This window comes from Natrinema amylolyticum, from assembly GCF_020515625.1.
GTDB classification, from domain to species: Archaea; Halobacteriota; Halobacteria; order Halobacteriales; family Natrialbaceae; genus Natrinema; species Natrinema amylolyticum.
In genome coordinates, this window is record NZ_JAIWPJ010000001.1 from 1,343,815 (window position 1) to 1,358,269 (window position 14,455).

The window sequence follows — 14,455 nt, forward strand, 5'->3', positions numbered from 1 at the left end:
ACGATGGCCCACAGCGGGGTATGTCTGGGGGCTGAATGTGGAAGCACGGGGCGACAGACGCCGGCCGCACACGGATATTTTGGAACTGCGCGGTGGAGGGCGTTCCCATGACGGACGACTCGACCGATCAGCGGGAGTACGACGTCGTCGTAATCGGTGGCGGACCGGCGGGGCTGACCGCCGGGCTCTACACCACCAGACTCGGCCACTCGACGGCCGTCGTCGAGCGTGGCGGCGGCCGCGCGGCGATGATGCAGGACGTCCACAACCTCGTCGGCGTCACGGAGGACGCGAGCGGGAACGAGTTCCTCGAGACGGGCCGCGAGCAACTCGAGTCCTACGGCTGTGACGTGGTCCGCGACTTCGTCTCGTCGGCCGGCGAGACGGACGACGAGCGGTTCCACGTCTGCGGCAACGACGCGGATTACGTCGCGGACTGCCTCGTCCTCGCGACGGGGTTCGACGACGTCCATCCCGATCCGCCGCTGCCGCGGACCGGCCGCGGACTCCACTACTGTCTGCACTGCGACGCGTACATGTTCGTCGACGAGCCGGTCTACGTGATGGGGAGCGGCGAGAGCGCGGCCCACGTCGCCGCGATCATGCTCAACTTCACCGACGACGTGGATCTGCTGACGCGGGGTGACGAGCCCGAGTGGAGCGACGAGACCGCGTCGATGCTCGAGGGCCATCCCATCGATATCGTCCGCGAGGAGGTTACCGGCGTCCGGAACGGCGAGGACGGCTGGCTCGAGGCCCTCGAGTTCGCCGACGGGTCGGTCCGGGAGTATAGGGGCGGATTCGGAATGTACGGCTCCGAGTATCACAACGGGCTGGCGGCGAATCTGGGCTGCGAGATCAACGACGACGGAACGGTCGCCGTCGACGACCACGGGCGGACGAGCGTCGACGGCGTCTTCGCGGTCGGCGACGTCACGCCGGGACACAATCAGGTCCCGATCGCGCTCGGCGAGGGCGCGAAGGCCGGCATCGCGATCCACTGGGAACTGCGAGAGTTCCCCCGCGAACTCGAGGAGACGGAGACGGCCGGCCCCGTCAGGGACGAGGAAGTGCCGGGGATTCCGGACGAACTGCTCGAGCAGGCCATCGAGTTCCACACCTACGATTGACCGAGTCGCTCGATCGGCGCTGTCGGCCCGGTCACTCCCAGAGGAAGTCGCTGGCGAGGCTGGGGAACACCGTCTCTCCGAAGTGGACGGTGAGGACGACGACGATCGGACCGAGGAACAGTCCCCACCAGCCGAACGCGAGCGTCCCGAGGAAGTAGCCGAGGAGGACCAGTCCCATGTGAACCCCGCTGCGGGCGGAGAGGAACGACCGCGCGAAGAAGTCGGGAATGGTGTCGACGACGACGAGCGTGAGGGCGAAGAAAGCGACCGGATGCCAGAGCGGCGTCGGCGTCGTCAGCGCGGCGACGAGGATAAGCAACCCGTAGGGGACGTAGACGATCTTCATCCCGACGGCCGGTATCAGCGTCCCGATCCCGATGAGCAGAGAGAGCAACACCGGTGTCCAGACGACGGGGCCGCCCGAGGCGAGGACGTTGAGGCCGTAGTACGTGATTGCGGCGGCGCTGGCCGCCACCAGAATAACCGCCAGGTTACTGAGGAAGATCGTCTCGAGGTCGTCGTCGACCGCCTGCGTGTACGAGACGATCTCGTCGTCGTGGTCGATGCTCTCGTAGAACCACTGGCGCAGCTTCCAGTCGTCCCGCAGGAGGTAGAAGAGGAAGGTGACCATGAGGAAGAACTTCGCGAGGATCGAGAAGACGGACGCGAGTATCGTTCGGAGACGCCCGACGACGCCCGGCAACCCCTCGCGGAGCGCGCTCGTGATCGAGCTAGCCGAGCCGGACGTGATCGCGTCTCGAAGGCGATCGATATTCCCCGCCCTGACGACTCCCAGGTACGGCTGGAAGAGCGACCGATACGCCTCGAGGTCGTTCGCGGCGAGGAGCTGGTTCAGCTCCCTGAGTCCGACGACGATCGCGTAGGCGACGACGGCGAGCATCGGCAGGATGACGAACAGTATCGTGGCCGTCGCCGTCACGTTCGGGTGGTCGATGACCCGATCGAGTCGGCGGTAGAGCGGCCGCGTCGCGTAGTACAGGAAGATCGCGAAGAGGAACGGTCCGACGTATCGAAAGAGAGCGAGTCCGATCAGCGCCGCGACGACCAGTCCGAGCACGACCCAGCCGACGCGCTTGCCGTCCCAGGCGTCGAAAACGGCCATGATCACTGCCACAGGAGCGTGCGGCAAAAACGTCTCCCACGCGAATCGAGACGGGTATTCACCCGTGACAGTCGCGTCGCTGTTTACGCGTACTCATCACCGATCGATCGGGAGGTGTCGGGGAGCGGAGCTCTCGTTTCGGTTCGTCACTCGCCGCTCGACTCGAGTTCGTCCGCGAGGTCGTGGAAACTCTCGATCGTCAGATCGGGATCCGTCTCGTACGGTCCCCAGATGGTGTCCTGGCGGTTGATCCAGACGCCCTGCATCCCGGCGTGGATCCCGCCGGGCACGTCCCACCAGCCGGCGGCCACGAACGCGATTTCCTCGATGGGCGTCCCGATCTCGTCGGCCGCGCGGCGGTACAGCTCGGGTTCGGGTTTGAACCGCTCGACCTCGTCGGCGCTGACCGTGTCTTCGATCAGATCGCCGAGGTCGGCGTACTCGAGCAGCGACTCGAGCATCTCCTCGCTCCCGTTCGAGACGATGTAGCAGTCGTAGCCCGCGTCGCGAAGCCGCTCGATACCGTCGTGGACGTCGTCGAAGACGGGCAGATCATGGTACGTCGAGAGGATCTCCTCGCGCTCGTCCTCGCTGACGTCGGCCCCGACCGTCTCGAGGGCGTACCGCAGCGCGTGACGATTCATCTCGTAGAACGAGTCGTACTCGTCGATGGCGTTGCCCACCATCGCGTAGGACAGCGACCGCTCGCGCCAGAGCTTCGCGACGAGTTCGGGGTCGCGGTCGTCGAGGTGCGCCGAGAGCGGTTCGGCGACGGCGGAGACGTCCACGAGCGTTCCGTAGGAGTCGAACGCGATCGTCTCGACCGCGTCGGGATCGAACGACATGGCTCGGCCTACCCGACCGCCGTCGAAATAGCTTGGCCCGGCACTGCGTCTCCGCGAGCGCAGTTCTCTCGGCCCTCGGGGACGGCGATTCGGACCGGACCGCTCGCCGGCACGGAACTGATAGGGCGTCCCGTGGACGGCACAGTATGGATCGAAGCGCACAGCTGTACGAGCGGGACGCGACCGGCTGGCAACGCGGCATGTACGAGGACATCGAGACGACCTTTCGCGCGCTGATCGTCAACTGGTTCTTCCGGACGCTGACGGCCAACGAGCCGGCCTTCGCGCGGTACATGTGGGGACAGCTCAAACCGCTCTTCCAGACGCGCGCGTTCGGGGACTACACCGTCTCGTACCGAGACGCCGTGCTCTCGGCGCTCGAGGACGGCTCCGCGGACCCGCCGCGCTACCGGCGCGCCGACCTCGAGGTTCAACCGGCGGAGTGGCGCGAACTCCGGGGACAGCTCGCGACGTTCGATATCGTTGCACCGCGACTCGCGCTCGCGTTCGCGGTCTGTGACCGGACGATGAACGGCGACCCGCTCGAGGCCGATCTGGACGACGCGGCCTCGACGGCTCCCCTCCCGCCGTGGCTCGACCGCGACCGCGGTCGGTCGGTGACGATGATCGACGCCGGCGGCGTTCCCGACGACCTCTCGGACACTATCGACGATATCCGCGATTTCCACGGCCTCGAGGGCGGACTGCCCAGCATCTACCGCTGTCTCGCGCAGTGGCCGGGGTATCTAGAGCCGGCGTGGACAGACCTCGAGCCGATCCTCGAGAGTGCGGCGTTCGAACGCGGCTGCGACGACGCCGACGCAGTCATCGACGCGCACCTCGCGGAACTTCCGTACGCGCCTCGGCTCTCGCCGACGGCGCTCGCGGACCGGGGGTTCGACGAGTCGACGATCGAGGAGCTTCGGGACTTCGTTCGGTCGTTCAATCGCGGGGCCATCGAAACGGTCCTGCCGGCCATCGCCATCTACGCCGCGACGCTCGACGCTGCCGGCGAGCGATCGCTCTGAGACGGCGCTCGAACGCCGTCACTCGACGACGGCTCGCACCTGGAGGTACTCGACGCGGATCGCGTTGTCCCCGAACCAGTCCTCAAGCGCGGCGACGGCGTCCCGACGGAGCGCGGCGCGCGCGTCGTCGTCGTCCATCCGCTGGAGCACCGGTGAGAGCGGGCCGGACTCCTCGGCGAACTCCCGCCAGAAGTGATGGGGCGTGGCGTACCGGAACTCGAGCAGCCGGCGCTGGAACGAACAGTCGGTGACGTCCGCGAACTGCTCGCGGACGAACTCGGGGTCGCCCCACTGGAGATGCGACCACGGATCGCTCGGCGGCTCCGTCACGTGCTCGGTCATGACCTCGGTGAGGTCCCCGACGACGCCGTTGGGCGACCACGCGGTGAAACAGACTCGACCGCCGGGTTTGGTCACGCGGCGGAGTTCTGCCCCGGCGCGGGTCGAGTCCGGCGCGAACACGTGGCCGAAGTTCGAGAGGACGACGTCGAACGCGTCGTCCGGTGCGGGGAGGGTCTCGGCGTCGCCGGTGAGCCAGCCGATGTCGTCGTAGCCGGCGAGGGTGGCGTTCTCGCGGGCGAGCTCGAGCATGTCGTGGGCGAGGTCGAGACCGACGACGTCGGCTCCGGCTCTGCGGGCGGTCAGCGCGGCGTTGCCCGTCCCGCAGCCGACGTCGAGGACGCGGTTACCGGGGTCGATGCCCGCGACGTTGACCAGCCGCGCGATGGCGGGCAGCATGTTCGGTGCCATCGCGGGATACCGGCCGGCCGACCAGACGTGTCTCGCGGATCGGTCGCCGGGCTCGGTGGAATCGCTCATACCACGTATCGAGTCGCCACGGACAAAAATCGGCGGTCGCTTGAGGAGACGCGTTCGGAACGCTCGCGGTAGCGGCGAGCGGTCGCTTTTGTGGCATGGCGCGCTAGTCCTCTCTACGATGGGGACCGCACAGGACCAGTTCGCCGTCGGCGGGATGAGCTGTTCGTTCTGCGCCGAGAGCATCCGGAAGGCGTACGACCGCACGGACGGCGTCGATGACGTCGACGTGAGCCTCGCCCACGAGGAGGTCCGCGTCCGGTACGACGACGGGGCGGTGAGCGAGGTCGAGTTGAAGGACACGCTGCGGGACCTCGGCTATACGATCCGCGATCCGGACAAACGAGAGCGGTTCCGAGAACAGCAGAACGAACTCGAGTCGGGCAAACGCAGACTCGCCCTCGCCGGCGGTGCGTCCGTCGTCACCGCCGCGCTGATGCTCTGGATGATCGTCGTGCGGGGCCGGTTCGAGTCGGCGTCGCTCGCGATGGATCTCGCGACGCTGGGCCTCGCGCTGGGGACGATGTTCGGCCCGGGACGATACATCCTCGAGAAGGCAACCCAGAGCCTTCGTCGCGGTATCTTCAATCAGCACGTCCTGCTCGAGGCCGGCGCGTTCGCCGGGCTGCTCGGCGGCGTCCTCGGACTGACGATCTTCCCCGACTTTCCGACGGTCCACTTCTTCGCCGTCTCGGTTTTCGTCACGACCTACCACGTCCTCTCGGAGTACACCAGCCTGCTCGTCCGCACCCGCGCGTCGCAGGCGGTACAGGACCTGCTCGATCTCCGGCCGGACACCGCTCGCCGCGTCGCGGACGACGGCACCGTCGATGAGGTCGCGGTCGACGACCTTGCGGTGGGCGACCGCGTTCGGATCAAGCCCGGCGAGAGCGTCCCCGTCGACGGCGTCGTCCTCGAGGGCCGGTCGGCCGTCGACGAGTCGGTGGCGACCGGCGAGTCGATCCCCGAGGAGAAGCGGCCGGGGGACGAGGTAATCGGCGGGAGCGTCACCCAGACCGGCACGCTCCTCGTCGAGGCGACCGCGACCGGCTCCGACGCGTTCCTGAACCGGGTCGCCCGCGAGATCGAGGCGGCCCGCGCGACGAAGCCCGGCATCGTCCGGCTCGCCGACCGCGTCCTTCGGTACTTCGTCCCCGGTGTCCTCCTGATCGCCGGGCTCTCGTTCCTGTTTTGGCTGGTCGTCCCCGCCGTCTGGCTGGGCGGCCCGTTCGGAACGGAACCGAACGTCCGGCGGGGTGCGTTCGCCGCGCTGGCGGTCCTCGTGCTCGGCTACCCCTGCGCGCTCGGAATGGCAACTCCGCTGGCGCTCATCCGTGGCGGCGGGGCGGCCGCGAATCGGGGCGTCCTGTTGCGGTCGGCCGACGCATTCCAGATCCTCCCCGACATCGATCGCGTCGTCCTCGACAAGACCGGGACCATCACGGTCGGCGAACCGTCGGTCGCCGAGATCGTCTCGCTCGCGACCGAGACCGACGAGGCGGACGTCCTCGCCGCGGCGGCGACCGCCGAGGCGTTCAGCGAACACCCGCTCGCGAACGCCGTGCTCGGGCGCGCAGACGAGCGCGGAGTCCGGTACGACGACCCCGAAACGTTCGACTCGGTGACCGGCAAAGGAGTCCGCGCCTCGGTCGACGGCGCGGACGTTCTGGTCGGAAAGCCCGACTGGCTCGCAGCCGAGGGGATCGACGTTTCCGGAGCGGCCGAGGAGGTCGAGCACCTCCAGAGTCGGGGGCTCACGGTGTCCGGAGTCACGCGCGCCGGCGAGCTGATCGGTCTGGTGGGTATCGGCGACGAGATCAAAGCGGACGCCGCGGCGACCGTCCGACGGCTGCGTGCGGCGGACATCACGCCCGTGATGATCACCGGCGACGACGAACGGACGGCCGAAGCGGTCGCCGACGACGTCGGTATCGAGCGCGTGATGGCCGACATTCTCCCCGACGAGAAACGCGACGAGATCGGTCGTCTCCAGGAGTCGGGCCACCGCGTGGCGATGGTCGGCGACGGGATCAACGACGCGCCGGCGCTCACGCAGGCCGACGTCGGGACCGCGATCGGTGCCGGAACCGACATCGCGATCGAATCGGCCGACGTCGTCCTCGTCGGCGAGCGCCTCGGTGGGGTGATGGACGCCTACGAGATCGGCCGAGAGAGCTACCGGAAGACGCGACAGAACCTCCTCGGAGCGTTCGCGTTCAACGGCGTCGGCGTCGCCGCGGCGACGACCGGACTCGTCCACCCGGTGTTCGCGATGATCGCGATGGTCCTGTCGGTCTCGGTCGTCCTCGCGAACAGCTTCGCCGGGCAGTTGCTCTCGGGAGAGGGAGTCAACGCGGCATTCGCCGTCCGCGAGGACCGATCGGCGGAGCGATCGACTGACGAGTCTTCGACAGCGGCGACGATCCCGGCGAGGGACCGCGAGAAGTGATCGGCGTCGTCACGCGGTGCCGGGGACTTCGTAGCCGGCCTCCCGAACGGCCGCGTGGAGGTCGTCCTCCGTGACGCCCTCGTCGACGACGACCTCGACGGTCTCGTTTTCGTGATCGGCCTCGACTCGAGAGACCGACTCGAGATTCGTCAGAGCGCTCTCGACGGTACGTTCGCAGCCGTCACAGGACATGCCGCTGACGGAAATCGTCTGTCGTTCCATGCCGGAGAAGTGGCGCTCGAGCCAAAAGACGGTTCCGCCGACGACGGCCGCGAGCGGTGCCCTCGTGCTCACGCGGGGTCCCCCGGACAACGTTTTGGGAACCGCGACCGTCTCTCGTCCCATGGCGCACACAGCCGTGATCGCCGGCGTCGGTCCCGGTCTCGGAGAATCGCTCGCGCGGAAATTCGTCGACGAAGGCTGTCGGGTCGGGCTGTTCGCCCGCTCGGCGGACTACCTCGAGGAACTGGCGTCCGATCTGGGCGACGACGCGCTCGCCGTTCCGACCGACATCACGGATCCCGAGGCGGTCGAGGCGGGCTTCCGGGCGGTTCGCGACGCGTTCGGCCCCGTCGACGTCCTGATCAATCACGCGAGCGGCGGTTCGTGGAAGGGGATCCGAGAAATCTCTCCCGACGAGTTCGAACGGGCGTGGCGGACGTCGGCCTACGGGGCCCTGCTGTGCTCACGGGAGGCCGTCGACGACATGCTGGACGACGGCGGGACGATCATCTTCACCGGCGCGACGTCGGCGGTCCGCGGCCGCGATGGCGCGCTCGGATTCAGCGCGGCCAAGTTCGCGGTTCGGGGGATGGCCGAGTCCATGGCTCGCGAACTCGGTCCCGAGGGCGTTCACGTGGCTCACGTCGTGATCGACGGCCAGATCGAGACGCCTCAGGTCCGAGAGTCGCAGCCCGATCGGGACGAGGACGAATACCTCGACCCGGACGCGATCGCCGACTCCTACTGGCACCTCGTCACCCAGGACCGGTCGGCGTGGACGCTCGAACTCGACGTGCGACCGCACGTCGAGGAGTTCTGACCGGCGACCGGATTCAACCACCTGATTCGGGGGGCACTCGGAACGGAACAGCGCTTATCCTCCGCGACGGAGATGGGACCGTATGACACGCGTCGCGCTGATCGCCCACGACGAGAAGAAGCCGGACCTCATCGACTTCGCACGGACCCACGAGTCGCAACTCCGAGCGTACGAACTGATCGCGACCGGAACCACGGGACGGCGACTGATGGACGAGACCGACCTCGAGGTAGAGCGCAAGGAATCGGGACCGCTCGGCGGCGACCTGATGATCGGCTCGGAGGTCGCGGAGGAGAAACTCGACGGCGTCGTCTTCCTTCGGGATCCGCTGCGAGCCCAGCCCCACGAGCCCGACATCTCGGCGCTGCTCCGGATCTGTGACGTCCACGACACGGCGCTCGCGACGAACCTCGCCTCCGCGGAGTTCCTCATCGAGGGACTGGCAGAGTAGACCGCCGCCCGTCGGCGAGACGAGTGCCGACCGAGCGGGGACGCTATTTAATACGTCGGCTTCGAACGTATTCGTATGACAGTCTACGAGAGCGACCTCCCCGGCGTCGGGAAGAAATTCGAGGTCGAACTCGATAACGGCGAGCGGCTCGTCATCGTGACGCACAATACGGGAAAACGAGAGGTCTATCTGAAGCCGGATGCGGACGCCGACAGCGAGAAACTGTTCGAGGCGTCCGACCGGCTCGCACGAAAGATCGGGACGATCCTCGAGGGGGCGTACTTCCAGCCGGTTCAGGCCGAACAGGTAGAGACGATGCTCTCCGAGGACACCTACCTCGAGTGGTACGGCGTCGCCGAGGGGGCCGAAGTCGCCGGCCAGAGCCTCGCCGAGGCGAACGTCCGCGATCGGACTGGCGTCTCCATCGTCGCCATCCAGCGCGGCGAGGAGTTGATCTCGCCGCCGACGCCGGAGACGGTCCTCGCGGTCGGCGACACGCTGGTCGTCATCGGCGACCGCGAGGACTGCGCCCAGTTCGAGGAACTGCTCGGAGCCGGTCTCGACGAGTGATCGCGACGACTGCTCCCGCTCGAGGTGAGGGCTAGTGGCGACTGAGACGGCCCTCGTCGACGTCGGTATCCTCTTTGCCGCGGTCGCTCTCGCCGGCGTCTGCTCGAGTCGGATCGATCAGTCGGTGATCCCGTTCTACATCATCACCGGCGTCCTGTTGGGATCGAACGTGCTGGGCGAACTGCCCGCGCTCGCGGGTAGCGAAGTCGGAATCGGCGCGGTCACCGTCACCGTTCCCGACGTGACGATCGGCGGCGTCGACGTGCTGGCGGCGCTCGGCGGGTTCGCGCTCGGCGAGACCGACTTCATCGTCGTCAGCGCGGAGATCGGGATCGTCCTCCTGTTGTTCTTCCTGGGCCTCGAGTTCAACCTGGATCGGCTGCTCGCGAGCAAGGACCGGATCGGGAAGGCGGGGAGCGTCGACCTCGCGATCAACTTCGGTATCGGACTGCTCTTCGGCTATCTCGTCTTCGGGGGTCTCCTCGCGGCCTTTCTCACCGCGGGCATCGTCTACATCTCCTCGAGCGCGATCATCACGAAGTCGCTGATCGATCTGGGCTGGATCGCCAACAACGAGTCCGAGCCGATGCTGGGGACGCTCGTCTACGAGGATCTCTTCATCGCCGTCTACCTGGCGATCGCGTCCGCGCTCATCCTCGGCGGCGGCGATATCGGTGAGGCGGCGGGCCAGATCGGCGTCGCGGTCGGCGTCATCCTCGCCCTGCTCGCGCTCGTCACCTTCGGGACCGACTTCTTCCAGCGCTTTCTCGACGTCGACACGAACGAGTTCATGGTCGTCCGCGCGCTCGGCGTCACGATCCTCGTCGCCGGCGCGGCGCTCGCGCTGGGGGTCAGCGAGGCCGTCGCCGCGTTCTTCGTCGGGATGGCGTTCGCGTCGACCGACCACGCCCACGATCTCGAGCGGCTACTCGAGCCGCTCCGGGACGCGTTCGCGGCGATCTTCTTCTTCTGGATCGGACTCGTCACCGATCCGGGTCTGTTCACTCTCTCGATCCTCGGAATGATCGCCGCCGCCGTCGTCGTGACGACGCCGACGAAGATCGTCAGCGGCTACCTCGGCGGGCGGATCTACGACCTCGACGATCGCCGATCGCTCCGCGTCGGATTCGGCATGGCCACGCGCGGCGAGTTCTCGCTGATCATCGCGAGCCTCGCGCTCTCCGGGGCCGGCACCGGCATCGCCGCGGAGACGGCACAGACGATCTACGCCTTTACGGTCGGCTACGTCCTCGTTATGAGCATCCTCGGGACGTCGCTCATGCAGTACTCCGACCGGCTCGAGCCCGTCGCCCTCTCGCTGCTCGAGCGGGGACGCAGCGGTATCCCGCGGCCGACCGAGGAGTGAGCGGGCACCGACGGGCCGGTCGGAAGGGATAGCTTCAACCGGCTCGAGCCCTCTGTCACAGCTATGCCACGAGCGGTCGTCTTCGATCTCGATTACACGCTCGCCGTTCCCCAACGGGATCGAACGACCATCCTCGAGGAGGCCACGGCCGCGACGGGCGCGCCCTCGCTCACCCGCGAGTCGTACCTCGAGGCTCACCGACGGAACCTCACCAGCGAGACGCGCGAGCCGATCTTCGCCGACCTGCTCGCGGACAGTGAGAGCGACACCGATCCGGCCGCCGTTGCGACGGCCTATCGCGAGACGATCGCTGAGGCCCTCGAGCCGCTGCCGGGCGTCGAAGCCATGCTCGCGGACCTCCGGGGCGAGTATCGGGTCGGCCTGCTCACGAACGGTCCCGTCCGCGCCCAGCGTGACAAACTCGAGACGCTGGGCTGGGAGGACGCCTTCGACGCCGCGCTCGTGACGGGCGAACTCGAGGCGGGAAAGCCGGATCCGCGCGCGTTCGAGGCGATCACCGGCGAACTGGGCGTCGACCCCGCTGACGCGGTCTACGTCGGCGACGAGGTCGAGGCCGATATTCGGGGCGCGACCGAGGCGGGGATGCGAGCGATTCAGGTGCTGCTCGCGGACGGTCCCGACCCCGATCCGCGGGCGGTCGCCCACGTCGAGCAGGCCGACGTCGCGACCGCGGTGCCGGACGTTCTCGCTGACCTCGAGTGAACCGAATCGGTTCTTAGTCCGTATCGGATCGCTCAGCCACCAAGTACGTCCGTCTCAGTCGCCGAGCTGTTCCGAAGCGACGGGCTCGAGGTCCGACGACTGCGCGGCGGTGGTGGCGGGAGCGGTGGATCCGAGGCGTCGAACGAGCGAGCTACTCACGAGCTGTTGGACGACGTGAAACGCGGTTATGCTGGCGATGATCGCTCCGCCGCCGAACACCGCGCCGACCATCACCGACACGCTCAGGTTTTTCATCGAACTGGCGAAGAGCACGGAGATGCAATCGTCGCTTCCCAGCCCGCGCGTGTACAACGCGAACGCGAGCCCCGCGCTGAGACACAGCGCCGCGACCGCGATACCGGCGACGAGCGCGAGTTGAACGAGGCCGACGGTGAGGGCGGAATCTCCGACGCCGACGTAGATCACGATGCCGAGCGTCGCGACCGAGAACCCGTCCAGTTGGCCCTCGGAAACGGTCCCGTTCGGAACGAGAGCCGCGAGGACGCCCGCACTCAAGACGATAGCACCGAGTTCGACGACCATCTCGGACGCGGAGAGCTCGACCGGCGAGTCGGCGAAGATCGCGATCGTGGTCGGCATCGCGAGGGGAGCGAGGACCATCGAACCGAGCACGATGACAGTCGCCAGGAGCGTGTTTCCGCCGCTCAAGCGCGTCCAGATGATCGAGCTGCCGGCGGCCAGCGGAGCCGACAGGACGATGAGGACGCCGAGCAAGACGTCCCCGGAGAGAACCAGCGCGGCGATCGGGTACAGCGCGATCGGCACGAGCAGGTAGAGACAGACGAGCGAGACGAGAACCGGAATCGAGAACGCCCGCGCCGAGACGTCGCCGAAACTGAACCCGTAAAACGCGGTGAAGATCAGTCCGGCGACGAGGACCGGAACTATCGGCTGCAACGGGGCGGCGAACGCGGGATACGTGACGCCGGCGAGCGTGGCGGCCAGGACGACGACAAGCGAACGCTGTGATCGAACGAAATTTCGGATGCGGCCCATTGGTCGGACGATAGCCGCGAATATTCGAAACGGGGAATATAGGTCTTTTCAAGCGGTTTCCGTTCTGATTCAACTGATGACATCTCTCGAACGGAGCGCGGGAATCCCGATCGCGAGAGGAAGTCACCGATACCGAACGCGAGTTCCGCGAGCGATTTCGATTAGCGAACCCGTCTTAGTCTACCGATCCGCTCGGCGTAGCGCGCGGCTCACGGTCTGTAAGACGTCCGTCGCTCGCTTCACCTCGGCTCCGCTCTCGACGAAGACGAGCGTTCTCGGCGGCCTCGTCGCCTTCGGCCGCACCCGAAGATCGGCGTCTGCCGCCGCTTCGGCCGCCGCGTCTTGACCTGCCTCGAACTCGAGGTGGGCCCTGTCGTCGTGGATGAAGACGCGAGCGAGCCGCTCGTCGCGGCGAGTGATATCGTAGGCGCGAGCGCCGTCGGCCGTCGGTTCGACGTCTCGATCGGCGTTGGTGACGGCGAACGACGCGAGTTCGCCGTCTTCACGGCCGTCGACTTCGCTCGAGAGGAGTTCGGCGATCCGGCGGCCGTCGGTGATCCGGTCCTCGACCATACCCGTCGGTCGGGACGGCGGAACTAACCGTCTTCGGTGTCGAGGACGGCCGCCCGGGCGACCGGCGCGAGGTCGTCGACGTCGATCCCCTCGCGGCGGGCGTAGACTACTGCGGCGGCCTCGATGGTCAGCCCGAGTTCCTGCTGGAGGGTGTTGATCGCACCGACGGCCTCGTGTTTCTCCATCCCTTCGGCGACCAGCGAATCGAGGACGCGTTCGAACGCCGAGCGCTCCCGCAGGAGGTCCTCGTCGGGGGTGAAGTCCTCCGGCACCGTCACCGCTGCGGGGTCGAACGTGACCGCGAGCCCGTCGTCGCCGCGCTCGAGGAGTCCCTCGCCCGTGGCGACGTCGATCAGCCGCTTGGCCTGATCGGGGGAGAACCAGTCCCGATCGAGCGAGAGGGCGACGACGAACTCGTTTTCCTTGAGGCGGCGCGTCCCGTTCTGGATGAACGGGGCGGCGACCGCGACGCGGAGGCTCATCGGAGACGACTTCCTCGAGCGGTGAGAAAACGATGGCGGTTCCGCCCGACCCGCGGTCGGTGCGGGCGGTCGGTGCAGTGCCGTCCGGCGATCAGTCGGAGGCGCGACCGCCGCCACCGCCGTTGCGATCGGCTCGAGACGGCGGCGGGAACTCGCCGGCGCTCGGGTCCGGCGTCTCGGGGAGGACGCAGCGGTCGGGTTCGCGGTTGACGTGACGGTACTGATCCGGTGCGTTGGCGAGCGGGTGAGCGGGGTTCTGATCGCTGTCGATCCGGGCGGCCCGCACCTCGTCGAACCCGCTGAGTCGGGCCCGAATCCCGCGCCAGTGGTACTCCGTCGCGGTCGGGACGGAGACGGGACGCGGCGATTTCCCGTCCGGATGCTGCGTCGCGAGGATGGCGCTGTTTACGTTGCTGGCGAGCGCGTCGTGGTCGATGAGGACGCCGACGTTGGCGTCTCGCGGCGCTCGCGCGGCGAGGACGTCGAGTCCGAGGTGGAGCGCTCGATACTCCGCGACGTTGTTGTCCGGCGGCGTGTCCGCGGTCGCGACGCGTGCGACGCGGGTGCCGTCGCGCGTTTCGATAACGGCCCCCAGCCCACCGCCCGATCCCCGGAAGGACCCGTCGGTCGCGACGTAGAAGTCACGGTGATGGGTGCGAGGAGGATGGGCGATGTGCGGCGTGGGCGACTCGTCGAACAGATCCCGCAGTGCGGACCGGCCGTGAGCGGCCATACCCATAGTATGCGATGTAGGTTTCTTAAAGTTATGCCAGTACTCGATTGCTGCGAGCGGGAACGGACGAGCGTTCCGGCGGTCGACGACGCCGCAGTGGACAGGAG

16 protein-coding genes are annotated in these 14,455 nt (G+C 67.6%); 8 read left to right on the forward strand and 8 right to left on the reverse strand.

Going from position 1 to position 14,455, the window contains the following annotated elements:
• Nucleotides 1-107: 107 nt before the first annotated feature.
• Complete coding sequence (locus LDH66_RS06660) at nt 108-1,130, forward strand: NAD(P)/FAD-dependent oxidoreductase (RefSeq protein ID WP_226480274.1); 1,023 nt, start codon at nt 108-110, stop codon at nt 1,128-1,130.
• A 31-nt stretch (nt 1,131-1,161) separates the two neighbouring features.
• Here LDH66_RS06660 and LDH66_RS06665 read toward each other — a convergent pair whose 3' ends face one another.
• A complete protein-coding gene (locus tag LDH66_RS06665) occupies nt 1,162-2,253 on the reverse strand; it encodes an AI-2E family transporter (RefSeq protein WP_226480275.1) in 1,092 nt (363 codons plus the stop codon).
• Between the two features lie 146 nt (nt 2,254-2,399).
• Nucleotides 2,400-3,098, reverse strand: coding sequence for a haloacid dehalogenase type II (locus LDH66_RS06670; protein WP_226480276.1), 699 nt, complete (start codon nt 3,096-3,098; stop codon nt 2,400-2,402).
• 146 nt (nt 3,099-3,244) lie between these two features.
• On the opposite strand from LDH66_RS06670, the gene LDH66_RS06675 reads away from it, so the two are divergent.
• Complete coding sequence (locus LDH66_RS06675) at nt 3,245-4,126, forward strand: halocarboxylic acid dehydrogenase DehI family protein (RefSeq protein ID WP_226480277.1); 882 nt, start codon at nt 3,245-3,247, stop codon at nt 4,124-4,126.
• Nucleotides 4,127-4,144: 18 nt separating this feature from the next.
• Here LDH66_RS06675 and LDH66_RS06680 read toward each other — a convergent pair whose 3' ends face one another.
• Nucleotides 4,145-4,945 carry a class I SAM-dependent methyltransferase gene (locus LDH66_RS06680; protein WP_226480278.1) on the reverse strand — a complete coding sequence of 267 codons (801 nt, stop codon included), beginning with the start codon at nt 4,943-4,945 and terminating at the stop codon, nt 4,145-4,147.
• Between the two features lie 118 nt (nt 4,946-5,063).
• Between LDH66_RS06680 and LDH66_RS06685 the strand changes: the two genes are divergently transcribed.
• A complete protein-coding gene (locus LDH66_RS06685) occupies nt 5,064-7,391 on the forward strand; it encodes a heavy metal translocating P-type ATPase (RefSeq protein ID WP_226480279.1) in 2,328 nt (775 codons plus the stop codon).
• Between the two features lie 9 nt (nt 7,392-7,400).
• Here the strand turns inward: LDH66_RS06685 and LDH66_RS06690 are convergent, their stop codons facing one another.
• Nucleotides 7,401-7,685: a heavy-metal-associated domain-containing protein gene (locus LDH66_RS06690; RefSeq protein WP_226480280.1), complete on the reverse strand. Its 285-nt coding sequence runs from the start codon at nt 7,683-7,685 to the stop codon at nt 7,401-7,403.
• Nucleotides 7,686-7,734: 49 nt separating this feature from the next.
• Here LDH66_RS06690 and LDH66_RS06695 point away from each other — a divergent pair, with 49 nt between their 5' ends.
• The 5 genes from LDH66_RS06695 (at nt 7,735) to LDH66_RS06715 (ending at nt 11,543) form a co-directional block, all read left to right on the forward strand.
• On the forward strand, nt 7,735-8,433 hold the full coding sequence (locus tag LDH66_RS06695) for an SDR family NAD(P)-dependent oxidoreductase (RefSeq protein WP_226480281.1): 699 nt from the start codon (nt 7,735-7,737) through the stop codon (nt 8,431-8,433).
• Nucleotides 8,434-8,515: 82 nt separating this feature from the next.
• Nucleotides 8,516-8,884 carry a methylglyoxal synthase gene (locus LDH66_RS06700; protein ID WP_226480282.1) on the forward strand — a complete coding sequence of 123 codons (369 nt, stop codon included), beginning with the start codon at nt 8,516-8,518 and terminating at the stop codon, nt 8,882-8,884.
• A 75-nt stretch (nt 8,885-8,959) separates the two neighbouring features.
• Complete coding sequence (locus LDH66_RS06705) at nt 8,960-9,454, forward strand: cation:proton antiporter regulatory subunit (RefSeq protein WP_226480283.1); 495 nt, start codon at nt 8,960-8,962, stop codon at nt 9,452-9,454.
• Between the two features lie 34 nt (nt 9,455-9,488).
• Nucleotides 9,489-10,820: a cation:proton antiporter gene (locus LDH66_RS06710; RefSeq protein ID WP_226480284.1), complete on the forward strand. Its 1,332-nt coding sequence runs from the start codon at nt 9,489-9,491 to the stop codon at nt 10,818-10,820.
• A 63-nt stretch (nt 10,821-10,883) separates the two neighbouring features.
• On the forward strand, nt 10,884-11,543 hold the full coding sequence (locus tag LDH66_RS06715) for an HAD family hydrolase (RefSeq protein WP_226480285.1): 660 nt from the start codon (nt 10,884-10,886) through the stop codon (nt 11,541-11,543).
• A 54-nt stretch (nt 11,544-11,597) separates the two neighbouring features.
• Here LDH66_RS06715 and LDH66_RS06720 read toward each other — a convergent pair whose 3' ends face one another.
• From LDH66_RS06720 to LDH66_RS06735, 4 genes are all read right to left on the reverse strand, one after another.
• Nucleotides 11,598-12,560, reverse strand: a complete 963-nt coding sequence (locus LDH66_RS06720) for a bile acid:sodium symporter family protein (protein ID WP_226480286.1) — start codon at nt 12,558-12,560, stop codon at nt 11,598-11,600.
• Between the two features lie 180 nt (nt 12,561-12,740).
• The gene (locus LDH66_RS06725) at nt 12,741-13,133 is read right to left on the reverse strand and encodes a DUF7993 family protein (protein ID WP_226480287.1); all 393 of its coding nucleotides are present in this window, start codon (nt 13,131-13,133) and stop codon (nt 12,741-12,743) included.
• A 23-nt stretch (nt 13,134-13,156) separates the two neighbouring features.
• Entirely contained in the window at nt 13,157-13,615 is a 459-nt protein-coding gene (locus LDH66_RS06730) for a DUF2240 family protein (protein WP_226480288.1), read from the reverse strand.
• 91 nt (nt 13,616-13,706) lie between these two features.
• Nucleotides 13,707-14,348, reverse strand: a complete 642-nt coding sequence (locus tag LDH66_RS06735; RefSeq protein WP_226480289.1) for a ribonuclease H family protein — start codon at nt 14,346-14,348, stop codon at nt 13,707-13,709.
• Nucleotides 14,349-14,455: the final 107 nt, after the last annotated feature.